This is a genomic window from Glaciecola sp. SC05 (assembly GCF_041380235.1).
In the GTDB taxonomy this organism is placed as follows: Bacteria; Pseudomonadota; Gammaproteobacteria; order Enterobacterales; family Alteromonadaceae; genus Glaciecola.
This window is the reverse complement of the sequence record NZ_JBGIYY010000011.1, coordinates 107,719-130,538: the sequence shown is the minus strand read 5'-3', so window position 1 is coordinate 130,538 and position 22,820 is coordinate 107,719. Positions and strand designations below refer to the sequence as shown.

The 22,820-nt window shown below is 44.0% G+C and carries 17 protein-coding genes; 6 read left to right on the top strand and 11 right to left on the bottom strand.

Features of this window, described 5'->3' with window-relative positions:
* The first annotated feature begins 97 nt into the window (after positions 1–97).
* On the top strand, positions 98–532 hold the full coding sequence (locus AB9H30_RS11665) for a hypothetical protein (protein ID WP_371194844.1): 435 nt from the start codon (positions 98–100) through the stop codon (positions 530–532).
* Between the two features lie 52 nt (positions 533–584).
* Here AB9H30_RS11665 and AB9H30_RS11660 read toward each other — a convergent pair whose 3' ends face one another.
* The gene (locus AB9H30_RS11660; protein ID WP_371194843.1) at positions 585–1,586 is read right to left on the bottom strand and encodes a substrate-binding domain-containing protein; all 1,002 of its coding nucleotides are present in this window, start codon (positions 1,584–1,586) and stop codon (positions 585–587) included.
* Between the two features lie 362 nt (positions 1,587–1,948).
* On the opposite strand from AB9H30_RS11660, the gene AB9H30_RS11655 reads away from it, so the two are divergent.
* The 3 genes from AB9H30_RS11655 (at position 1,949) to AB9H30_RS11645 (ending at position 4,704) form a co-directional block, all read left to right on the top strand.
* Positions 1,949–2,560, top strand: a complete 612-nt coding sequence (locus tag AB9H30_RS11655) for a hypothetical protein (protein ID WP_371194842.1) — start codon at positions 1,949–1,951, stop codon at positions 2,558–2,560.
* Positions 2,561–2,662: 102 nt separating this feature from the next.
* Entirely contained in the window at positions 2,663–3,355 is a 693-nt protein-coding gene (locus AB9H30_RS11650; protein WP_371194841.1) for a FadR/GntR family transcriptional regulator, read from the top strand.
* 68 nt (positions 3,356–3,423) lie between these two features.
* Positions 3,424–4,704: an alpha/beta hydrolase family protein gene (locus AB9H30_RS11645; protein WP_371194840.1), complete on the top strand. Its 1,281-nt coding sequence runs from the start codon at positions 3,424–3,426 to the stop codon at positions 4,702–4,704.
* 106 nt (positions 4,705–4,810) lie between these two features.
* On the opposite strand, the gene AB9H30_RS11640 is transcribed toward AB9H30_RS11645, so the two are convergent.
* From AB9H30_RS11640 to AB9H30_RS11630, 3 genes are read right to left on the bottom strand one after another with little or no spacing between them, the layout of a single operon-like run.
* Positions 4,811–6,091: a TRAP transporter large permease gene (locus tag AB9H30_RS11640; protein ID WP_371194839.1), complete on the bottom strand. Its 1,281-nt coding sequence runs from the start codon at positions 6,089–6,091 to the stop codon at positions 4,811–4,813.
* Positions 6,088–6,576 (bottom strand): TRAP transporter small permease, encoded by a 489-nt coding sequence (locus tag AB9H30_RS11635; protein ID WP_371194838.1) that lies wholly within the window; start codon positions 6,574–6,576, stop codon positions 6,088–6,090. The genes AB9H30_RS11640 and AB9H30_RS11635 overlap by 4 nt, the downstream gene beginning before the upstream one ends.
* On the bottom strand, positions 6,573–7,601 hold the full coding sequence (locus AB9H30_RS11630; RefSeq protein ID WP_371194837.1) for a C4-dicarboxylate TRAP transporter substrate-binding protein: 1,029 nt from the start codon (positions 7,599–7,601) through the stop codon (positions 6,573–6,575). The genes AB9H30_RS11635 and AB9H30_RS11630 overlap by 4 nt, the downstream gene beginning before the upstream one ends.
* A gap of 331 nt (positions 7,602–7,932) precedes the next feature.
* Here AB9H30_RS11630 and AB9H30_RS11625 point away from each other — a divergent pair, with 331 nt between their 5' ends.
* Positions 7,933–8,994 (top strand): GGDEF domain-containing protein, encoded by a 1,062-nt coding sequence (locus tag AB9H30_RS11625; RefSeq protein WP_371194836.1) that lies wholly within the window; start codon positions 7,933–7,935, stop codon positions 8,992–8,994.
* 35 nt (positions 8,995–9,029) lie between these two features.
* Here the strand turns inward: AB9H30_RS11625 and galK are convergent, their stop codons facing one another.
* The 7 genes from galK to AB9H30_RS11590 form a co-directional block, all read right to left on the bottom strand.
* Positions 9,030–10,190 carry a galactokinase gene (gene galK / locus AB9H30_RS11620; protein WP_371194835.1) on the bottom strand — a complete coding sequence of 387 codons (1,161 nt, stop codon included), beginning with the start codon at positions 10,188–10,190 and terminating at the stop codon, positions 9,030–9,032.
* 3 nt (positions 10,191–10,193) lie between these two features.
* Positions 10,194–11,225, bottom strand: coding sequence for a UDP-glucose--hexose-1-phosphate uridylyltransferase (locus tag AB9H30_RS11615; RefSeq protein ID WP_371194834.1), 1,032 nt, complete (start codon positions 11,223–11,225; stop codon positions 10,194–10,196).
* Between the two features lie 79 nt (positions 11,226–11,304).
* Positions 11,305–12,759 (bottom strand): SLC5 family protein, encoded by a 1,455-nt coding sequence (locus AB9H30_RS11610; protein ID WP_371194833.1) that lies wholly within the window; start codon positions 12,757–12,759, stop codon positions 11,305–11,307.
* Positions 12,756–13,520, bottom strand: a complete 765-nt coding sequence (locus AB9H30_RS11605; RefSeq protein WP_371194832.1) for a SapC family protein — start codon at positions 13,518–13,520, stop codon at positions 12,756–12,758. The genes AB9H30_RS11610 and AB9H30_RS11605 overlap by 4 nt, the downstream gene beginning before the upstream one ends.
* Before the next feature lie 29 nt (positions 13,521–13,549).
* The gene (locus AB9H30_RS11600; RefSeq protein WP_371194831.1) at positions 13,550–15,079 is read right to left on the bottom strand and encodes a tryptophan halogenase family protein; all 1,530 of its coding nucleotides are present in this window, start codon (positions 15,077–15,079) and stop codon (positions 13,550–13,552) included.
* A gap of 113 nt (positions 15,080–15,192) precedes the next feature.
* A complete protein-coding gene (locus AB9H30_RS11595) occupies positions 15,193–17,979 on the bottom strand; it encodes a TonB-dependent receptor (RefSeq protein WP_371194830.1) in 2,787 nt (928 codons plus the stop codon).
* A gap of 511 nt (positions 17,980–18,490) precedes the next feature.
* Positions 18,491–20,452, bottom strand: coding sequence for a beta-galactosidase (locus tag AB9H30_RS11590; protein WP_371194829.1), 1,962 nt, complete (start codon positions 20,450–20,452; stop codon positions 18,491–18,493).
* A 185-nt stretch (positions 20,453–20,637) separates the two neighbouring features.
* Here AB9H30_RS11590 and AB9H30_RS11585 point away from each other — a divergent pair, with 185 nt between their 5' ends.
* Entirely contained in the window at positions 20,638–22,776 is a 2,139-nt protein-coding gene (locus AB9H30_RS11585) for an alpha-galactosidase (protein ID WP_371194828.1), read from the top strand.
* The last annotated feature ends 44 nt before the right edge of the window (positions 22,777–22,820 follow it).

Here is a 22,820-nt window from a genome sequence, read left to right as displayed (position 1 = left end):
TTTGTGAACGAATTAATCCAATATAATTGCAAGCTTGTGCTCACATTTATTCGGTTTCTGCCGACATATATTCCATAACAAACAAGCAGCGCAGTATATGTCCAAAATAACCACCAGACAGATCAATGAACTAAAAGATATCTTCAATGATACTGTGATCAGGTGCGCGGGCTTAATTAAACATGTTTCAAAGCCAATGCAGCTCGACCCCGGTAAGCCGGTCGTAGAAGCGCATGAATATTCTCACGAATACTACGTGATTGCTGAAGTAGAAGCGCTCAATATCGGCCCGGGTAAGCATAACTTTGGCAGTGTAGAAGTAATAATAGATACCGACTCGGCCCTAGAGTCTGCAGGTATTTTTACTAGCTTACAAAAAGCCAAAAACGATGGTGTGTATGTGATTTTTGACGCGGCGTATTTAGCGGTTACCGAAAACCGGGCTTTATTGCAAGGCGCTCGAGCTGAAATCACCGACATCAGACGTGATGGATACTTCAATTTAATATCTTTAGGCAAAGTAGCTCGTTAAACTTCTCTCAATTGTGCGCTCATTAATAAGCTATTCAGTAAACACTCATTATTTATATTCTCGCCACTGAGTCACGCTTGACTACCGTCGGTTGAAATTTAAATGTCTCATTGACGGGAGGTGTTACTCCTTGCGCATATTGCAATGCTAACTCCGTTGCCTTTGAGGCCATCATTTCAATAGGATAGCGCAAAGTGGTTAACTTAGGCCTACAGTATTTCGCTAATATAATGTCATCGTAACCAATCACCGAGACTTGCCTAGGCACTTCAATATCATGATCCATGAGCATCGTCATAGCGCCAGAAGCCATCGCATCGTTGTATGCCAAGACGGCTGTGAAGTCAGCCCCTTTTGACATCAAATTTTGGATAGCGGCCTCGCCTCCTTCTTGATTAGGTGCGCCATGCTCTATATTCATATCAGGCAATTCAATATTGGCGTCACTTAAGGCATCTCGTATACCTTCAATACGATGAATGGGGTCATCGATAGGAAATCCGCTTGAAACAACCGCAAACTTGCGATGCCCTTGCCGAATCATATATTCGGCCATCAGGCGACCGCCAGCTCGGTTGTCTAACCAAACGCAGCGTCCTGCTATTTCTGGAATAAAGCGATTTAATAAAACGAAACCCGGTACCATATTAGCTAAGCCAATGAGCTCTTCATTTTCTAAAGTTTTACTATGAACGACCATTGCATCGCAGCGGTGCCCAAGGAGGGTATCGATGGCTTTACGCTCAGCTTCTTCTCCGATAGTGCCGCCGCTAATCAATATTTGCGTGCCGTTCTTACGAGCTACGGTATCAACACCGTGCGCCAGGGCCGCAAAAAATGGCTCATATAAGTCGGCTACAACCACGCCCACAGTATCGCTGCGGCTGGTGGCAAGGGCTCTAGCATTTGCATTGGGGCGATAGTTAAGCTCTTTGATGATGTCTTTAACGCGCTGACGAGTAGCATAACCGACTTTAGGCCCCTCATTAATAACCCGGGAGACCGTAGCTTGGGATACCCCCGCCACATCTGCTATTTGTTTCATTGTCGCCATTTTTAATCTAACCCTGAGTGAAAGACACCAGCATGTTACCGAACACCGCCAACTGCGTTTAAGTTTTAATCATTATAATAATTACAATTTAATGCAAGTAATTCATTTTTTTAATTGCAAAAATAGGGAAAGCGTATACCCTATTGTAAAGGTTTTGTTAATATTAGTCAGTATTCCCAACTTTCCTTAATATTTAAATAACAAAAGAGAGTTGATAATTAAATGCAAACTAATGTTTTTACTAAATTTATTTTTAATATGCGTTTTAAAATTTAAATTTTAATGTTTTCCCATTTAAAACATTTGGGTAATCGCATACCCTAATTAGGGAATAATCGTGAATAAATTACGCGAGGTATAGCATGAATACAGGTTTACATTTTGCACAACGCCATAACATCGACAATGAGCCACCGGCTTATCAAGACAATAAGATATCGTTGAATGTTGGCTTAAAGACGTTTGCAGAGCTTTCTCGAAAAGCCCGTATTGCCGTAATCACCGAATGGATGAACCAAACTCATTCTGAGACCCTTTTTGCCGGTCGGGTAAATTTTACTGACAATAATAATTACAGTGACCAGCACGCCATTCAGGTTTGTGAGAATAACGATTGGCAGCTAATTGTGCCAAATAATAACAAGCATGACCCGTTTTCAACCATACTGTTGGCTAAAAAGCCACTTTGCAATCTTGCTAACATGAGCACAGACCAAGTCAGCAGCCTAGCCAACATCATGGCTATGTTATCTACCCGATACGACAACTTAATGATGGCCTCTGTTGAGCTATCAATTGAATGGGCCTCTGCGCAAACGAGCAATGTATATGCGGTAATATCGCCAGTAGTCGGTAATCAACTCGGTATGTTTGGTTCACAAAGGTTTATTGCCAGTGACTTTACGCCGGAGCAAACTGCGAGACGACTCAAAAATTTATCAGATATTCATTTTCGCGATATTTTTCCAGAATAAGAGGGATTTGAGGGAAGATACTAAAACGGGATTAGTGACATTACAGTCAGTTTCATGCTATTTATATGATTAATTGGAATTACGCAATTTAAGTCACTGTTAATGAAGCAATCTTCACCCCTAAATATCACTCAAAATCTGACCCATACTCTTGGACTTGCGATCATTCGCGGTGATTTTTTTGAGGCTTTGCCTTCAGAAGCGGAAATATGTGAACGCTTTGGTGTAAGCCGAAGCTCGACAAGAGAAGCCGTAAAGATGCTCTCTGCGAAGGGCTTGATTCGCTCTAGACCTAAACAAGGAATACGAATTCAAGCTGAGCGCAATTGGAACATGTTCGATCCTGATGTACTCAAATGGATATTGGTCAGTAAACCGACCCTTGATTTGTTGCGCGAATTTTTTGAAATGAGGTTGGTAACTGATCCACAGGCTGCAGCCTTGGCAGCAAAACATGCCAAACCTGAGAATATTGTAGAGTTGCGCAAGGCGCTTGACCGAATGCGTGATGCTGAAAACGGCCTAGACGATGTCTTAGATGCAGATATCGCGTTTATTACCGCGCTGTTTGAAGCAACGCACAATCGTTTTTTCATTCAATTAATTGAATTTACGAGCACCGCTTTACGAGTAACTTCACGATACTCAAACAGAATGCAGGGAATTAACTTTTCAAACGTGTCGACATGCACGCAGGTGTTTGACGCAATTGTGCAAAAACAAAATGAAATAGCGTTTGATTTAATTAAGCAAATGCTAACAAAAATGATGATTGCGGTGATCACCGAGCAGTAATCCAATGAGGCCGTTTTCTTTGTCAATTAACTAACCTGCACCTAGGTTAATCAAACAATAGGATACTCATGAGAGGCTTTATTTTACTTTTTGCACTGTCATTTTTTACATCTTCTGCACTCACTCAAACGCCACCCGAACAGTTATTTTCTGGGCTTCCTGATGACGTCACTCCAGAGCTAAGCAAACGCGGTCAATTTGCCGTTGGTGTAAAAACCATTACAGTGGTAAACGATAAGCACCTTAACCCCCTTGACCCAACTGAGCTAGAACGCAGTCTTACCTTAGAAGTTTGGTATCCGACCAGCAGCAGTGATGCCGAAAAAACTTATTACACGGACGAAACTCGCTCTGGCTTTACCTTTTCTATTCAAGCTGATGCAGTCAGAGACGCTGCCGTTTTGAACGACAAAGAATCAGTATTCCCTGTTGTAGTAATTTCGCACGGTTACACAAGCTATCGCACCGCCATGTTTCACATTGGCGAGCATTTAGCGTCGCATGGGTATATTGCCGTTGGTATTGATCATACTGGTTCAACAAATGCCGACATCGATTTTGCAACTAATCCTGGCGCAGGGTTTCTAAGTACTTTAATGAACCGAGCACGGGATCAACAATTTACCCTAGACTGGTTAACTGGCGATTCTGAATTCGCAGAGCTTGCCGACGCAAGTAGCGCTGGCGTTATCGGGCATTCGATGGGTGGCTTTGGGGCAATCAATACGATTGGTGCATGCTATGACTTTACCGCGCCATTTGTTGCGGGCTTGTCGGGCTCAGAAGATGAAACTGCCAATACTCAGCTTGCTTCTGTACTAAACATTTGCTCTGCAAACCGTGAAAACGGTACCGATCCTCGCTGGAAGGCAGCCGCTATTCTTGCACCTTGGGGCGGTCAACATAAGCTGTTTTCAGCAGAGTCGCTGGCCAGCGTAAACGTCCCAACGATTTATATTTCAGGCGATTTAGATGATATTTCGGGGTATGACGGTATTCGCTGGATGTTTGACAACCATAGCTTCAGTAGTACCTACCTACTGACCTATCATGAGGCTCGCCACAATATTGCTCACCACCCTGCACCAAAGGCCGCTTATAGCAACGAGTTAGATATAGGCCATTACTATGAATCAAGCTGGAACTCTGAGACCCTGGCATTGATTAATCAACATATTATCTTGGCGACCATGGATTGCTACCTTAAGAGCAATGACAAGGCATGTGAATATTTGAGCATTAGAGGCTCATCCAATCAAATACCAGTAGACGGCGAAAAACCTGCTCCTTGGAAAGGCTTTGACGATCGCTTTTCAACCGGTATGACGATGGAAGCTAAAACCCCCTAGAGATAAGCGGCAGTTTGAGCTCTGCTCACTTGATAGCAGCAAGTTAGCTAACATCAAAGATGCTGTCTCAACCCTTACGCAACTATAAAAATTAATGCCTAGCTGGTTACATCAAGCTAGGCAAAAACAGCACGAGCGCTGGGGCATAACTGATAACGACTAGTGCAATAATCAGTGCAATGATAAACGGCCAGATTTCGCGCATAAAATCCGCAACAGGCACCTTGGTTATGGAGCAAGTGGTAAACATCAAGGAACCAAATGGAGGGGTAACGCCGCCTATCATAATATTAACAATCATGATCATACCAAAATGCACCGGATCGATTCCCAGAGCAACCGCAACCGGCACGAGCAATGGTGCAAGAATGATCAGGGCTGCCCCCCCTTCTAAAAACATCCCAATAATCAACAAAAACACATTAATGACGGCCAACATCATGTATTTATTAGAGGTGAACTCCAGCAGCATGGCAGTAAATTCTTGAGGGATCCGCTCCCACGTTAAATAGTAACCAAACACGGATGCCGCAACAATAATCAACACAACCGTGCCAGTACCGTAAATGGTATCTAGCAAGATGGCTTTAATATGACTAACTTTTAGCTCTTTATAAACAAATATACCAATGAGTATTGACGCCAATACCGCCATTGCGCCTGCTTCGGTAGGGGTAAATAGTCCAAATCGTAAACCCAGAATCACACCAAAGGGCAGCAATAATGACCAAATAGATGCTTTAAACTGAGCGCCTATTTCGGCCAAACTTGCGCGCTTATCTCGTGAAGGTTTATATTTGCGTTTACGGGCAATAATCGTCACCGTGAACATTAAGGCGCCTGCCATAATCAAGCCAGGTACATAGCCAGCCACAAACAGCTCGGCAACTGAGACCTGTGCAATTAAGGCATAGATAATCATAACGATGCCCGGAGGTATCACGGGAGAAATAGCAGATGACGCTGCGGTAATGGCGGCTGAAAACCCTCGGCTATAACCGCGTTGTTCCATTTGCGGCACCAAAATTTTACTTTGCATAGCGGCATCTGCGTTTGCCGAACCAGATACCCCTCCCATAAAAGTACTCAATACCACATTTACCTGCGCTAAACCGCCCACTAAATGCCCAGTCAGGACTTCTGCCATCTGCATTAGCTTGCGGCTTATTCCTGAATAATTCATTACCGAACCGGCCATTACAAAAAACGGGATCGCCAGCAAAGGAAAAGAAGCCGCTGCGGTAATAAACCGCTGCAGCACTAAATCGGGCGGCATACCTGCATCAAAAAAGGTGAAGTAAAAAATGGCTGAGCCGAACAGCGCATAGGCAATCGGTATACCTAAAAAATAAAGGATAAATACCAGGAGAATAGGCAGGTAAATCATAAGGTTGCCGGCCTTTTTATATACGTCACAATATCTCGATATAAAAACCTCAGAGTATAAAAAGTGATCAGACCAAAGCCTACGACAAGCGCCGCATTGACTGCCGCTGAGCTTATCCCCAAAACCGCAGTGGGTTTTGCCCAGGCAATTTTGGTAAATATAATGGCCATATAAAAAATGTATCCGTTAATGGCCAACAGCGTTAGCGCCATTATAAAACGGATACCTTTTTCTATACGCGGCGGCGCCTTTGTAATCAGCAAGTCGATGCCCATATCCATTTTATGCTTATAAGTAGCGCTCGCGCCGACGAATACACACCAAACAAAACAGATCGTGGCAACTTCTTCTGCCCAAAATATTGAATAGCCAAAAATATAGCGTAACAACACATTCAGGATAACCAAGCCGATCATAGTGACCAAAAACACGCTGCATAGAATTTCTTCTAGGTATCTAAAAAAGTATTTAAGCCCTGCAATCATTGCTTAGCCTTCGCACGAATTTTTTTGAGCTCAGCTTGAATCTGCTCGTACATTTCTACTGTGACGCCCGGCAACTTACCGTCATACAAATGAATGGTTCTGGCCTCAAACGCAGCGCGGTCAATCTCATTAAATTTAACCCCTTTGTCCTCTAGATCTTTAATCACCTGAGCGTGCTCACGCTTTAACTTATTGATCATTTGCTCGGCTTCATATTCAAACTCATGGGCGATGATAATTTGGTATCTCTGGGGAATTTTGGCCCAAACTTCGGTGGATATATACACTCCACACGTGCCTAAAAAGTGATTGGTAAACGCGACATTTTTTTTGCCGGTTTCATATACCTTGGCTCCTAAGTTCGTAAACTCGGAGCCTTCGAGCCCGTCCACCACGCCTTGTTGCAATGCGCTAAAGGTTTCTCCCCATGGCAGTGGTGTTGCGTTAGCTCCCATAGCGTTAATGGTTTGAATAAACAGATTACTGCCCGGAGATCTGAGCTTCACACCCGCTAAGTCTTCTGGTGTGATAATGACTTTATCGGTGATCACATTGCGAAAGCCAAAAATATACTGCAGCGACAACACTTTAATACCTTTGTCTTCAAGCTTGCTAACCCACCCTTGAACCATTGGCGTTTTGATAATTGCCATGTACTCGTCAAAATTATGATAAAGCATCGGACCAACAAGCGCGGTGAATTCAGGTACGTAGTCGCCAATATACGAAGGGTCTTCCACCGATATGAAATGCGCGCCGCGAACAACCATCTCGACACCGTCTTTGTAGGCTGCTATTTGCGCCCCTGGATAAGTAAGAACTCTGACGGCCCCATTGGTTTTTTGATGAATGCGTTGGGCGACCAGTTCAATTGATTTGGCCAATTCTTCATTGACATTGAAGACATGGCTAAGGCGCAAGGTGATCCTAAAGTTTTCTTCGGTTTTGTTCTCGCTGCAACTGCTAAAAAATAATATAAAGCAAAGAATTGCGGTGATTCTAAAAAGCTTGGGTATTTTTAGCATGGCGTATTGTTAAAAATCATCATTGATAAACGCAAAGGAGATGTATTAAAAAGAGTAGTCTACAAGTGTGTGCTTTTCAACTGACTGGGTGTTGCGTACACCTTAAAGATCAACAGCGCTTGAAATCGATTGTTCGCTTGATCAAATATGCTTGATGTAGACCGGTATTTATCATCAAGCTCGCTAAACAATATTCAAGCTTAAATCGCCGTCTTGTTGAGTCGGCGGCGAAACACTAATCCGAGAATATATAAAAAGTAGCAATCTATTGCACATAAAGGTTTGAACAACTGGGCCGATATTCATCTTCAAGACCGAGCTTGAAAACGATATGAATCATTCAGCCTTAGACATGCCCACTAGCCAAGAAAGCACAAAGCGCCCTCAATTTTGGAGCGTGCTTATGTTAGCCGTTAAGATTGCGGGAGTAATCGACATTGGCTTTTTCATTATATTTTATTATCTAGGCTCTCCCATACTGGCTTGGGTAAATGTATTTAGCGTGCTGATGTATGTCTCTGCCTTTTATGCGATTAAAAACAGAAAAAATAAGCTAGGAGCAACACTTATTTGGTCTGAAGTCGTTATCCACTCGACTCTTGGGACTTTACTAATTGGTTGGGGAAGCGGATTTCAATATTTCTTTTTCATTTTTATTCCTGCACTGTGCGTAACTCTTCCAACGAATACGGCGCGCATGGCTCTGCTAGCATTCTTCGGTTTTTGTATCAGCTTGGGCAGCTTAGGATGGGTTTTCGAACCTATCCAGCCGATTCATCCCGATGCGCTAAGATTCGTCAATTTATTCAATTTGAGTGTGGTATTTTTATTATTTTGTTCACTAGCCTTTTACTATATTAAAACCGTAAAGAAGGCGCAGCAGAAGCTCCATGTGATGGCGACAACCGACTCATTAACTGAACTGCTAAATCGCAGATACATGCGATTTTTGGTTAACCGCGAAATTCAAAAGTATAACCGCTCTAAAGACAACATTGGCGTGATGCTAATTGACATTGATCATTTCAAGTCTGTTAATGACAGCTTTGGTCATGACGTTGGAGACGAAGTCTTAACTACAGTAGCAAAAATATTGCGAAACGAACTCAAAGAGTATGACCTCATTTCGCGATGGGGCGGCGAGGAGTTCTTGATCGTTTTACCAGGCTCAGACCTCGAAAAAACCCAGGACCAGGCAGAACATATACGCAAGGCCATTGAGCAATATGGATGGCAAGCTGAACTTAGCAACACTGCCAAACCGACCGTTACAGTGGGAGTTTCTGAAGTCAAACACAATGAAGAATTCAAAGAAGCCATTGCAAGAGCCGACAAAGCCCTCTACATCGGTAAACACAATGGTCGCAACCGAGTCGAAACCTCAGCAGAATAAATCACTGCTGATAGACTATGAGCCCAAGCCAGATCCTAGGCTACTTTATCCAATGCTTCTACCGTTAAACCTCTATGCGGCTCACATCTTAGTATGTCTGCATGTAATGAAAATTGTTGATAATATTTAGCCTCTACGGCATCTATCACCGTTTGCACATCTTCTTTTGCGCACAGGCAAATCACCGCTCCACCAAAACCGCCCCCGGTTTGCCGACAAGCACCTTTGTTGTTGAGCGCCTGCATACAGATATCGACTAAGCCGTCAGTTGCCGGCACGGTAATTTCAAAATCATGTTTGAGTGATAGGTGTGCCTCATGCATGATGCTGTAAAGCGTATTTAGGTCACCAGTTTGCAAGGCATCGGCCGCTTTCAATACTCGCGCATTCTCGGTGACTACATGTTTGGCACGTCGGTAAACTTTATCGGATATCTGCGTTTTTACCGCATCAAGAGTTGTCATGGTCGCCGAGCGGAGGCTGCTAATTCCCATGGTAGACGCAGCTAATTCACAGGCTAAGCGACGCTCATTGTATTCACTGTCAGCAAGCTTTCTGGGGTAGTTAGAATTGATCACCAGCAGTGCCAAATCATCTGGGATCGCGACCGGGCGGGTAGACAAATCTTGGCAGTCAATTAACAGTGCAGAATGGAATTGGGCCTCAGCGGAGATAAGTTGGTCCATAATACCGCACTGACAATCGATAAAGTTGTTTTCTGCGAGTTGGCCAATGCGCGCCATTTGCGGCCCTGATAAACCTAAACCAAAGGCCTCGTTAAATAGGCCAGCGATCGCCACTTCAAATGCCGCTGAGCTCGATAATCCACTGCCTTGTGGCACGTTACTTGAGATAACAATGTCCATACCGCTAATAACGTGTTCAGCCTTAAGAAGCTCATTGACCACGCCTCGCAAGTAATCGCCCCAGGGGTATAAACCGTGCTCGATAGGCTGAGATAAATCGAAATGCTCTATTGCCTCAGGATATTGCAGCGAAAAAGCATTAATAATACTGTCACTGCGTTTTGCAGCCATAACATTAGTTTTATATTGCAATGCACATGGCAGCACAAATCCTTCGTTGTAATCAGTATGCTCGCCAATCAGATTAACACGACCAGGCGCTGAAACTGAGAATTGTGGTGGCCGCTTAAAGTGGCTGGAGAATGCTTGCGCCAGCGAATTTTCAAACATAATTTACGTCCTAGTTAAGTAATGTACATCATCGCATTGGCGCAAAATGTCTGCGGCCAGTTCAGGCGTCAGATCACGCTGGCTTTCTGCCAGCATTTCATAGCCCACCATGAACTTTTTCACTGATGCGCTGCGCAAAAGAGGCGGGTAGAAATGCGCATGTAACACCCAGTGAGATGATGATTTTTCTGTCGCGGGTGCATTGTGCCAACCCATCGAATATGGAAAACTGCAGTTAAATACGTTGTCGTACTTAATGGTCAATTGTTGTGTAATGTTTGCTAATGATGCAGCTTGTTGATTTGATAGATGATTAAAATCAGGCACGGGGGCTCGGCATACCAACAGCGTTTCAAACGGCCACTTGGCCCAGTAAGGCACAACTACTAGCCAGTCGTCATTTACCGCGACAACTCGTTTTCCGTCTGCTATTTCTGCATTGGCATAGTCAAGCAACATTGGTGATTGGTGTTTTTCAAAATATTCTCGTTGGCGAGTATCTTCATTTTCAATTTCGGTAGAAAGATGATCGTGCGCCCATACTTGACCGTGCGGATGCGGCTGTGAGCAACCCATTATCTCGCCTTTGTTCTCAAATAAGTGCACACATTGAAAACGTTTGCTGAGCTCTAAATATTCCGAGCGCCAAGTATTTACAACCGCTAACATGCCCTCTTTGCTAAGATGAGGTAAGGATTTGTTGTGCTCAGGCGAAAAACAAATCACTCGGGCTAATCCGGTAGCAGAGCGTTGGAAAAATAAATCTGAGGCAACATTGTTGTCGCTCTGTACTGCGGTTAATGCTGCAAAATCGTTACCAAAAACGAACGTCGTATCATAATCAGGATTCTGCTCGCCGTTTGCACGAGTGTTGTTTGGACATAAAGGGCATGAGGCATCAAAACTTGGGATGGCGTCTTGCGAGACCGCTTCAACCGCCCCCGACCATGGCCGATTATTGCGGTGTGGAGAAACCAACACCCACTCCCCTGTCAGCGGATTGCGGCGTCTAAACGCTGAATTACTCACACTCATAGTGACAATATTCCATTAATAATTATTGATATCGCAATAAGCGCTGTTGCTACTGATACAGAAAGTTATCTGTACACCATTATAAAACCGCATCATTTGCCCATGACAAACTGGCCGACTGCTTAAACACTACTTTATTGATCAGCAGCGCAACGCAAACGCACGAAACTAGCGTAATAAACATCAAGTGAATGTAATGCAGACCAAAAGGCTGATGAATAGGCGAGAACTCAAACGACATCGCGCCATATAGAAATACACCAAATATTACTGCAGCTATCCCAGCATTCGCATGCACATCTTTAAATAGCAAGCCGACGATGAATATCGATAGAATCGGCATACTTAATAAACCATAGAGCTGCTGCAACAAATTAATAATGCTGTCGGCTTGCGCATATACCGGCACCAATGCGAGTGAAATTAGGGTTAGCGCTGCCGTTACCCAGCCGCTGAGTCTTTGTACGTTTGGCGTTTTGTTAATGTACGCTTCGTGAATATCACATACGTACAGAGCAGTGGCTGAATTAAGGTTACTGTTATATGTGGTAAGCACCGCAGCGGCCATTGCTGCTGCAAAAATTCCCGACAACCAAGAGGGTAACAAATCGCCCACAATTTGACCGTAAGCCGCATCACCAATGTCGCCATAAAGCTTGTAAGAGATAATGCCCGGGACAACAATAATTGCTGGCACAATTACCAGCCTTATTCCTGCCGCAGCAAATACGCCTTTTTGCGCCTCTTTAAGATTAGGAGCGGCCATCGCTCGTTGGGTAATGACCTGATTTGTTCCCCAGTAAAACATCTGAATGAAGATCATACCGGTTAGCAGCGTATGCCAAGGAATAGGCGAATCGTTTCCACCGATTAGGGTCAAACGCTCTTTGGGAATGCCTGAAAAGTCATAATCAATGGCCGCTAGAGCTAATAACACCACAACTATCGCCATACCAAGCAGCAGAACGCCAGAATACGTATCGGAGACAGCAACCGCACGCAGGCCACCAAAAATTGCGTACATTGCACCTACCGCGGCAAACGCCACCGCGATATACATCAAGGGTATGTCTACATTAAACATAGTTTGCATGAACAAAGAGCCGGTATAAATCACTGCCGGACAAAAAATCAAGGCGCTACCAAGGAAAAACATCACGCTGATCACCGCACGGATATTTTTATCACCATAGCGTTTCTCAAGTAGTTCAGTAGTGGTAGTGCAGTTGTATTTGTAGTAAACCGGTAAAAAGACTTTTGCTAAAATGATAAGACCAACGACCGCTGAAAACTCCCACAACGCCAAAAGTGCCATCTGATTGCCGTTCATGCCTACTAATTGATCGGTACTAAGGTTGGTCAGGGTGATGGAGCCTGCAACAAAATACCAAGCCAAGCCACCGCCAGCTAAAAAATACTCTTTATTTTGGCTAGTTTCTCGGTGTCCTTTACCCTTGCAATGCATATAGGTGGCAAAGGCGATAGCGATAGTAACGCCCAAGAACACCATAATTTGTATCAGTTGGTCGTTCATAATTTTTCACCACCGGCTGCACGCATATTGAGGCTTACTATCTTCTCAGAGCTAACATTGTTGTGCAGTCGCAACAATCGATTGAACTGCGTAATGGAATTGAGCATTGAATAAATAGGCACAAAAAAGTTTTGCTTAAAAAAAGCCAGAACCGTCTCTTCATCAAGCTTGTTAAGCGCGTCTTCATCAATGGTATATAGGCCTTTTACGCGCTTTGTACGCTCAGAGTCAAACTTAATCAACAGCTCAATTTCTTTCAGTAAATCTTTTTCTAATAATGTGCTAGCAAAGTTTTGTGATAACAACTCTGAATTGAAATACTCCGATAGCTGAGCATTGATGCTCTTTAAAAACCCTGTCTCGGTGCCGTCCTCTGCAAATAAAGCATTACCGTCGGTTTTACTAAATTGCGCGCTACTCTCATCAATATAGATCATGAGTGTTTTGTCTTGATCAGGGTCGGGGCCCAAAGAAAACGGCTCTCTGCGCATACTGCTCGGCACATACACGCCTTCCCAATGCTCGTTGTTTTGAGAGCAATACAGGTTTTGAGTGCCTTCAAACACAAATAAAGCTACGCAATGGAAACTGCCAGTACTAGCGTCTTTTATGAATACGATGGGAAAACTACTAGCCGCGGCAGAGAGCTCGTCAACAGTCAAAGCAATCGAATTCTTATCTGCTACATCAGTAAAACTTGTACGCGGTGTAATTTTTACGTTTTTGTGTGCAGTGTTATTTAGAGGAACGGCATTTTTCATTATTATTATTTACCCGATAGTATGTATTATTAAATCTTGGCAAAACCTTGCTGAGTGATTTGATCAATCAACTCTCGATGACGCGGCAACCTGTAAGCAAGTTGCTCAGACTGCTGTTGCTTCATCTTAAAGTATTTTTGCGCGCGTTCGCTTTGCTTATGTAAATGCGCTGCCAGTGAAAAGTCTGTTTTGAAGCCCGCGCCATACAATACATATGCATAGCTTTCGGCACTAAAGGCTTCGTAGTTTTGTAAGAAGTCATACTCGTTAGGTGAGCGATGCTTCCATAAAGCAAGCAGCTCCGATAAGGACTCAGGAATACTGCTGGGTGCTTTATTTGCCTGCCAAAATGGCTCTTCTCTGCGGCTGAGCACGTAATGCAGTTTGAGAAAGTCGATAATACCCCGCCATTTTGCCTGAAACACTTGGTTGAAACGTCGGCTCATAGGTAACATTTCGTCTGAGGTTAATGGCAGTTGGTCCGCTATAAAGTTTGCTGAAGTTTCGACCAGCATTAACGCCGACGCCTCGAGAGGCTCTAAAAAACCTGAAGCGAGACCCACCGCGACACAGTTATTTTTCCAAAAGATTTCTCGATGGCCGGTTTTAAACTCGATTTTACGAATAGTAAGCGCATCGGCTTGTGGGCCAACATACTTTTTCAGCGTGGCCTTTGCCTGCTCTTCGCTAGCGTATTGACTCGAATAGACATAACCTACTCCGCGGCGCTGTTGCAAGCCAATGTCCCATATCCAACCGGCTTCTTGCGCCGTTGAAATGGTTTGACAAGCAATCGGTTGTTGCGGGTTTTCATACGGCACTTGCATCGCCAATGCGGTGTCAGACATCAATATGTCATTTTTAGCAATGAAGGGGACTTTTAACGCTTCGCCTAACAGAAGTGATTTGAATCCGCTGCAGTCTACAAAAAACTCTGCCTCGATTGCCCCGACAGTGTCGGTGTCAATAGCCCTGATATTGCCGTGCTGATCTTGTTTAACAGCGGTAACGTTGCCAATCAGATGCTCAACCCCAAGGTTTTCAACGCTATGGTTTTTAAGTAGCTCAGCAAACTTCCCGGCGTCTAGATGATAGCCGTAGTTAGCCACTGTTTCATATTCTTTATTTGCAATGCTCTTAGGCGCAATGCCTTCGCGACAAAGCATCGATTGAAACGTCACTGCATCACAAAAAGAAGATTGTGAAAAGTTTGGATCTTGCCAATAGGCAGCAATATCAATTTTGCCATTTCCAACTGGCGCGGTAAACGGATGGTAATATTCATCATTGCTATTGGCTATCCAGTTTACAAATTTGCTTGCCTGTTTAAAGGTCGCATTGCATTTGGTGATGAACTCAGATTCAGAAATACCTATTTTTTGAAGGGTCATGCGCATGGATGGCCATGTACCTTCACCTACCCCTACTGTAGGAATAGTCGATGATTCAATCAGTGTAATTTTTACAGATTGACCATGTTGTTTGGCGAGTAATGATGCTGTTAACCAACCGGCTGTGCCGCCGCCAACAATCACCACATGTTTAGTTAATACTGACAAAAATCACTCCGTTAGTAAAAGTTGTCACAGTTGAATTTGTTCATAGACTACGCAAAATAGTCAGAGAAAAAAAGGGGGACAAAGCCCCCTTTTTTAACTATCAAATGCAGGGTTTAGAAAGAACCTCTCACACCCACCGCATAACGTGCACCGGTTCTGACTTGCTCAGTGAAATGGCTAGGAATACGGCCATATTTCTCTGTAAACTCGTCAGTTACGTTAATGCCTTCAAAGAAAACTGAGAAGGTTTCGTTGATTTCGTAGCTTGCGCTTAAATCCCACTGTCCGTATGTGCCTACAAACTCTGGTTCGCCAGTATCGCCATTACTCAGGGTCTGCAAGAAAGCTTCTCTGTTGTTGAAGGCTACACGAGCTTGAAATCCGTAGTTTTCATAGAAGAAAATGATGTTCTGCGAATCACCTAAACCTTCAAGAGCAAAGGTTTGCGCGGTGTTGCTAGTATCAACTTCTGCATCGCTGTTTACGATAGTCGCATTTAACTGAATACCAAAACCACTTTCGTGCAGATGTGTCCACGCCATTTCGAGGCCGTCGACCTTGGCCGTTTCACCGTTACGAGGACGGTTTACGTCAAACACAAATGCGCCGCTTTGTAAGTTAAATGTCTCTGGAGCAGTAATGTTGGTAATAAAACCATCAACTTCTTTACTGAATATACCTATAGACACTGCGCTTGCATCAGCATAGTACCACTCATAAGACACATCCCAGTTAGTAGACAAGAACGGTTGGAGGTTAGGGTTACCACCTGCCGCCAATAAAATACCTGGGCGAGTTGTGCCGATATTCGTTACCGGACGCATGCTCGACATAGTCGGACGCGTTAAGGTTTCTGAATATGCAAAACGTAATAACATGTTTTCTTCTAGCTCAAACTTAACATTTAGGCTGGGCAGAAGGTTGCTATAGTCATTCGAGATAGCAATCGTCGACACCTGACGTTGTCCAGATGCATCTTCGATATATACTTGGTCAAGAATGGTACCGTCTAGTGGGTTTTCGCGGATATCCACTAAGGTATCTTGCAAACCCGTTGCTGTAGATTGCGTTTCGCTATAACGGAAGCCTAAATTAGCAGTCCATGGAACATCGCCTAAGTCACCTTGGAAGATAAAGTCAGCGTAAACTGCAAGAATATCTTCATCAATCTCAAAACCTGTGCCTAATTCAACCGGCGTATAACCGTTAAGTGCTGCAAAAGCTGCAATATTGTCGGCGGCATTTTCGCCTCGGACTGCACTTTGTGCGGTAATTGCTGAATCACTTTCTAAGAACGACAAATATGCATCAACATCATATCCGAAGAACGAACTAGGGATACCTGGGAACCAATTATTTGGCGTAACTAAAGTAGCAAGGTCATCTGGCACGTCGCTCGCATAACCGCAGTAGAAGCAGTTAGGGAAACTAGGAGACTGGAATATACGAGCTGCTTTGGTTCTTTGCTGTGAATATACACCAAACTTCATGCGTGTGAATGTATCGCTGTCAGGCGTGTATGTGAAATCAGCACGCATTTCAGTTATTTCATCTTCACGCTCATCGCCGCCACGCTCAACATAGTGAGACCGCAGTTTGCTGGCATCCGCTTGGGTAAACGGACCAGAAATACCATCACTGGCAAAGCTAGGTAACGCACCGCCACCGGTAAAGTCATATGTATAGCCGTTTGGATAACCCATTACGGTAAATACACGACTCTGATCACCTGATAAATCTTCAGCTGAAGAGGTTGAAATATCAATGTTGACGTTAAACGCTTCGCTAAGATTCCAGTCTGCGTTAAAGCCAAGGCCTTGAATTTCGACATTTCTGTCTAAACCTTGCTGAACAAAGTCAGTTGCACCCGCTCCGCCACCGCTAGGGTCAACAGCTGAGTTATGTGACCAAAACACAACAGTATCTGTGTCAGGGTCAACTTGGAAATCACGGAAGTTACCCGGTGTAAACCAGTTGGCATAGTTGCTTACTTGCGAGTCAACTTCAAACTTAGAGTACATACCGTCTAGTTCAAGGGTTAATTCGTCAGTTGCAGCGAATTGAAATACAAGGGTACCGCTGGTGCGTTTTCTTTTTTCAACGTTAGAAACTAAGTCTAAGTTACGCGGAACATACACGTTGAACTCTTCTTTACCCGCGCCTGTTGCCGCGTCAAAGTCGTTCGTCGCGATGCGATCAACACGATAGAAACCACGCGTATCCGCTTGGTTTATTTGTGCATCACGCTCTTGAACAGACAAAGATGCCAAGACCCCTAAACGGCCTTCCATAAATACGTTACTAACTAAACCAGAAAACTCCGGTGTGTATTCTTCAGACGACGAATCGTAAGTGCCCTGAACACTGCCAACGGCTTTAAAGCCGTCTAAATCAAAAGGCTTAGCCGTGGTCAAATTAACTACCGAGCCAATACCACCGCTTTGATTTTCTGCCATCGAGGTTTTGAAAATGTTTGCACCCGATATAAGCTCTGCCGCTAGGGTATCAAAACTAAACTCTCGTCCTGCGCGCTCAGAAGCAATCTGTCTGCCATTAACAGTCACTAGGTTAAACTGAGGGCCAAAGCCCCTAACCGAGATTAACTGCCCTTCACCACCGTTACGGTCGATTGATACGCCCGTAATACGTTGTAAAGACTCTGCAACGTTTTGATCCGGGAATTTACCCAAATCTTCTGCTGAGATGCCGTCAGATACGCCTAATGCTTCTTTTTTGTCAGAAAAAGATCGTTTTAAACTGCTAACCAGTCCACTGACCTCAATAACTTCGACATTTTGATCTGCACTTGCGTCCTGCGCCATAGTTGGCGAAGCCACAAGCATTGCTGTAGGTATGAATAAGGCCGCTTTAATTGCTGACCTAAGATAACTTCTTTTCATTCGAAGCTCCCTGTTGTCCTGTTAAGTGAATAAATTCTCGTTGTTATTTTTGGTTCTTAATGAGCCGGCTGTAACTGCAAATTTGTGAGTGTGTTGTGTGTGTCGCTCATGAATCGCTAGCACGGCCCCATGTTAAGTAGTATTTATATGAGTTGTCAACATTGCATTAACATTTAAATTGATCTGATTCTTTACAAAAAAGGTAAGTGCCGTGTGTCTATTTATCAGCATATAAGCACCCTGATTTTCGTTCTATATTTATTTTTATATTATAATTTTCATGAACTTAGCAGCCCTTCAACAAAACTATAAGGCTAAGCATAAGACGCCAATAAAGTGCTTAAGAGCACTAACATAAGCGAAAAGGCCTATAAACTATTTATATTATAAATATGTTTAATAGGGGTATGGAAGATAAAAAACGATGTATTTGATACCGTAAATGACAGAATAGACAAAAAAAACGACCAATTAGCTTTTATCAACTGGTCGCTTATCTCAAGCGCTTTTATTAAACGAGTTTAAATACTGACACACCATATGCCGGAACATTGCCATCACCGAGCACAAACTCGATATGGTTCGTCGATGAAAAAACCTGAGCTTTGTCTGCGTAGTTGAATATCACTCCAAAATTGCCCCTTATGGAAACACGCAAATCCGCAGGCAGTTCATAGGTGTTAATTGCCAACTGCTCGGCATACTGCACAAATAGGGCTTTTAAAAACGCAATGTCGGTTAAACTCGCAATATACGTTGCCTGTTTGTTAGCCACCACTGCAGCTTGCTCATCATGATATCTAGCAACAATGTCAACACCTTCACATTCAATCAGCTCTTCTCGCCAGCGGTTGCTAACATATGTTTGGCTATTAAACATTAAGGCCTCGCTGCAATCTTCTCGCAAGGTTTCCACGCTTGATACTTTTACTTTGATCAGCGCTTGCAATAAGCCCGGTGCTAAATTGGGTACCAAGGTAAGCTCATGAGTTTTACTGCCGCTGCGTGGACCAAATATAAAGTGGGCGTTGGAAGCCTTACAACGAGTGACGAAGTCTTCATCTACAATAGGCAAACACGGCGCAACAACCAGTTTGTATTTACTAAAGTCATTGCTTGATGAAATAAAATCAACGTCGATGCCTAACTGACGCAGCGCGCTGTAATATTCAAATTCAACCCGCTGTTGATTGAAACTGTCGCCCTGACGCTCTACTTCGGTAACCCATTGGTTTTCGGTGCTCATAATAATGGCGACTTGGCTTTTTACTTTTGCGCTTAAATCAAAACCGGTTTTCGCTAATTCATCTCTAAATTGCTCAGCCTCGTACCAAGCAATGGATTTAGAGTTATCTACTCGCTTAATACCTGCATGCATTTGCTCTTGGGCAAACGCTGCCTGCCTCCATCTGAAATAACAAATAGTCGCGGCGCCATGCGCAACTGCTTCCCATGACCAAAAGCGCACCATGCCCGGCAACGGTCGAGGGTTGTGATGACCCCAGTTAACTGGCCCTGGTTGCTGCTCCATGATCCAAAAATCCCCTTTGCTAATGCCACGTATATGGTCAAATGAGCAGCTCGAAAAATCTGGGTGCCCTGTGCGCATGTAGCGCGAAAAGTTTTCTGTATCGGTATTGGCAAAGAATAAATCAGTGCGCCCTAGGGGATAATTATCGTAACACGCAAAGTCGAGCTTATTAGCTAAGGCAAAGTTGTCGGTTTGTGTGTCCACCATCGGAATAAAATTGTGGGTCACAAAATGATTGGGGCAAAACTTGCGAAGCACTGCCACCATATCATCGTGATATTTCAGTACTTGATCAGAGCTAAAGCGGCGATATGCCAGTTGGTGCGATGGGTGAGTTTCAGTTACCGCTAATATGGGCAGCTCAATTTGTTCAAAGCTTTGGTATTCCATCGACCAAAATATGGTGCCCCAAGCGCTATTGAGTGCATCAATATTCGCATATTTATTCTTTAACCATGTCTGAAAAGCCTTTTTAGCATTTTCTGAGCCAGAGTGAGCAGTGTCATGACAGGCAATTTCGTTGTCGGTTTGCCAGCCCACGACTGCAGGGTGCTTTGCATAGCGTTTGGCCATTACTTCACTAATACGCATCGACTCTCGATGGTAGTTTTCGCTCGAAAAATCGTAATGTCTGCGTGAGCCAAATCCGCGCACCTGACCAGTATGAATATCCACCGGCAAAATATCAGGAAACTTATCAATCAACCATTTTGGTGGTGTAGCGGTTGGTGTGCAAAGCACTATCTTTAGACCCTCTTGCGCAAGGGTGTCGATAGCCTTGTCTAACCAAGTAAAATTATACTGCAGTGGCTGTGGCTCAATTTTCGACCATGCAAACTCTGCCAACCTTACATACGTTAAACCTAGCGCTTTCATTTCTTGTGCGTCTTGTTGCCACATTGACTCTGGCCAATGCTCTGGGTAATAGCAGACACCTAACATACTCGACTCCCTCAACAATAGCTAAACGCATTTTATAAACGCTAAATGATAGAGCTATTCTTTTTACATATTTATATGATAGTTTAAAAGTTGGTGTATTATTACGTTATATAAGCGCTTACTTCAAGCTAAACACAACTGCTATTTTCAGCGTCCCATTTTAATTCGTTTGGTTGAGACTCAACATGCCCACACTGCCTAAATATGTTCATTTACAAAGCCAAGATTCAAGCCTATTCATCGACTGTCGGCGCGGTGTGCCGGGAGTTCATTACTTTGGCGTAAAACTGTCAGAGCGCAGTACTGAGAACATGTTGAGTGAACTCAGCACCCGCCAAGAGGCAAAGTGCGCATTAGTAGAAGAAGTGCCTCTTGGTTTTACTCCCTGTTTAGGTGATGGTTTTACTGGGCATCCCGGCATTAGCTTAGATGACGGTGGCATTGCTTGGTCAGTTGGCACTCGCTTAGTTAGTGTTGAACATGTTTCAGAATCTGAAGCGACGTTTGTCTCCAGAGATGATATTCGCCACATTGAACTACAGCATCACCTAAGATTTGACCACAGTTCAAACGTGTTGGAGTGCACAACAAAAGTAATTAATCATTCTGACCAAGACGTGTCGGTAGATGATTTGGCTGCGCCTACCTTTGCACTGCCCGATCATATGACGAAATTGATGGCCTTTGAAGGCCGATGGTCGCAAGAGTTTCAGACCCGCACCATCGATATATTTTTAGGTGCATATTCACGAGAAAATCGCAGAGGAAAGACCTCCCACGACAACTTTCCTGGCCTTGTGATGCACGACACTCACACTACCGAGCGACAAGGTCAGTGCTATGGTTTTCATTTAGGCTGGAGCGGAAATCATCGCACACGTGTAGAGCTTTTACCTGAGCAACGCACTTACGTGCAAATGGGTGAACTGCTTGGCAATAACGAAATTGTATTGGCACAGGGCGAAGAATATTGCAGCCCTTCTCTTTTTGTGAGTTTCAGTAACTCAGGCCTGACAAAGTTGTCTCAGCAGTTTCATAATTTTGTTCGTCAAACCCTTTTGAACCCTCAGTTTCATCAGAAGCCTCGCCCGATTCACTACAATACGTGGGAAGGGATTTACTTTAATCACGATGTAAACACCTTAAAATCACTAGCCGATATCGCAGCCGAAACAGGTGCCGAGCGTTTTGTGCTAGACGATGGCTGGTTTAAAGGCCGACGTCACGACAAGGCGGGTTTAGGTGACTGGATTGTCGACACTAAGATCTACCCTAACGGCCTATCGCCGATTATTGACCACGTTGTCGAAAAGGGCATGTCCTTTGGCATATGGTTTGAGCCTGAAATGGTCAACCCAGACAGCGATTTGTTTCGCGCCCACCCTGACTGGGTATTGCAGACACAAGGTAATCAACAAATTGCCTTTCGCCATCAATACGTGCTGGATTTAACTCGCAGCGAGGTATGCGACTATTTGTTCAAACAAATGAATGACATATTAAGTGAGTACCCACATATCTCATACATCAAGTGGGACATGAATAGAGATATCAATCATGCCGGCAATCAATATGGTATAAGCGCCGTGCACGCGCAAACAAAAGCAGTGTATGGCCTCATTGATAGGGTCAAAGCCGCCCATCCTAAAGTAGAAATTGAAAGCTGCTCATCTGGTGGCGCACGCATCGATTATGGCGTGCTTGCCCACACCGACCGCTTTTGGACCTCTGATTCGAATGACGCTCTGGACCGTCTCAGTATTCAGCGCGGCTGCTCGTTTTTTATTCCCTCTGGGATCATGGGCTCTCATGTTGGTCCAAGAGACTGCCATATCACGGGCCGTCATATTCCGATTTCTACCCGCATCGGTGTCGCTATGTTTGGTCACATGGGCATGGAAATGGACCCTAGAGAACTGACCCAAGAAGAAGTTGCACTGCTTAAAAGAGGCTTTGAGCTACACAAAGCGAATCGACACCTTATTCATAACGGTGATTTGTTTAGAATAGATAGCAACGGCGACAGCATCGATTTTGGCATAGTTGCAAAAGACAAACGCGAAGCGCTATTTGCTTACAACAGCATTAATGAAACCAAGCGCACACAGCCCAGAAAATATCGCTTTGTTGGTCTAGACCCTGAGGCTTCATATCAACTAAATATCGTATGGCCGGGCAAGCTATACGAATACACACCTTCGGTTTTACAAGTCATCGAGAATAAAATCTATAGCGCAGAACTGCTGATGCAAATGGGTGTGCAGCTGCCGATTACGTTTCCACAAACTACGGTGGTATTTAAACTCAGTCTTTGCAAAAGCTGAGTACATATACCAACCGTCATCAAAGGCAAAAAGCTAAAAAGCTT

Excerpts from the sequence above, each read along its gene's own strand:
- AB9H30_RS11665 (WP_371194844.1), top strand. The coding sequence starts at position 98 with ATGTCCAAAATAACCACCAGACAGATCAATGAACTAAAAGATATCTTC.
- AB9H30_RS11660 (WP_371194843.1), bottom strand. The coding sequence starts at position 1,586 with ATGGCGACAATGAAACAAATAGCAGATGTGGCGGGGGTATCCCAAGCT.
- AB9H30_RS11655 (WP_371194842.1), top strand. The coding sequence starts at position 1,949 with ATGAATACAGGTTTACATTTTGCACAACGCCATAACATCGACAATGAG.
- AB9H30_RS11650 (WP_371194841.1), top strand. The coding sequence starts at position 2,663 with ATGAAGCAATCTTCACCCCTAAATATCACTCAAAATCTGACCCATACT.
- AB9H30_RS11645 (WP_371194840.1), top strand. The coding sequence starts at position 3,424 with ATGAGAGGCTTTATTTTACTTTTTGCACTGTCATTTTTTACATCTTCT.
- AB9H30_RS11640 (WP_371194839.1), bottom strand. The coding sequence starts at position 6,091 with ATGATTTACCTGCCTATTCTCCTGGTATTTATCCTTTATTTTTTAGGT.
- AB9H30_RS11635 (WP_371194838.1), bottom strand. The coding sequence starts at position 6,576 with ATGATTGCAGGGCTTAAATACTTTTTTAGATACCTAGAAGAAATTCTA.
- AB9H30_RS11630 (WP_371194837.1), bottom strand. The coding sequence starts at position 7,601 with ATGCTAAAAATACCCAAGCTTTTTAGAATCACCGCAATTCTTTGCTTT.
- AB9H30_RS11625 (WP_371194836.1), top strand. The coding sequence starts at position 7,933 with ATGAATCATTCAGCCTTAGACATGCCCACTAGCCAAGAAAGCACAAAG.
- galK (WP_371194835.1), bottom strand. The coding sequence starts at position 10,190 with ATGTTTGAAAATTCGCTGGCGCAAGCATTCTCCAGCCACTTTAAGCGG.
- AB9H30_RS11615 (WP_371194834.1), bottom strand. The coding sequence starts at position 11,225 with ATGAGTGTGAGTAATTCAGCGTTTAGACGCCGCAATCCGCTGACAGGG.
- AB9H30_RS11610 (WP_371194833.1), bottom strand. The coding sequence starts at position 12,759 with ATGAACGACCAACTGATACAAATTATGGTGTTCTTGGGCGTTACTATC.
- AB9H30_RS11605 (WP_371194832.1), bottom strand. The coding sequence starts at position 13,520 with ATGAAAAATGCCGTTCCTCTAAATAACACTGCACACAAAAACGTAAAA.
- AB9H30_RS11595 (WP_371194830.1), bottom strand. The coding sequence starts at position 17,979 with ATGAAAAGAAGTTATCTTAGGTCAGCAATTAAAGCGGCCTTATTCATA.
- AB9H30_RS11590 (WP_371194829.1), bottom strand. The coding sequence starts at position 20,452 with ATGTTAGGTGTCTGCTATTACCCAGAGCATTGGCCAGAGTCAATGTGG.
- AB9H30_RS11585 (WP_371194828.1), top strand. The coding sequence starts at position 20,638 with ATGCCCACACTGCCTAAATATGTTCATTTACAAAGCCAAGATTCAAGC.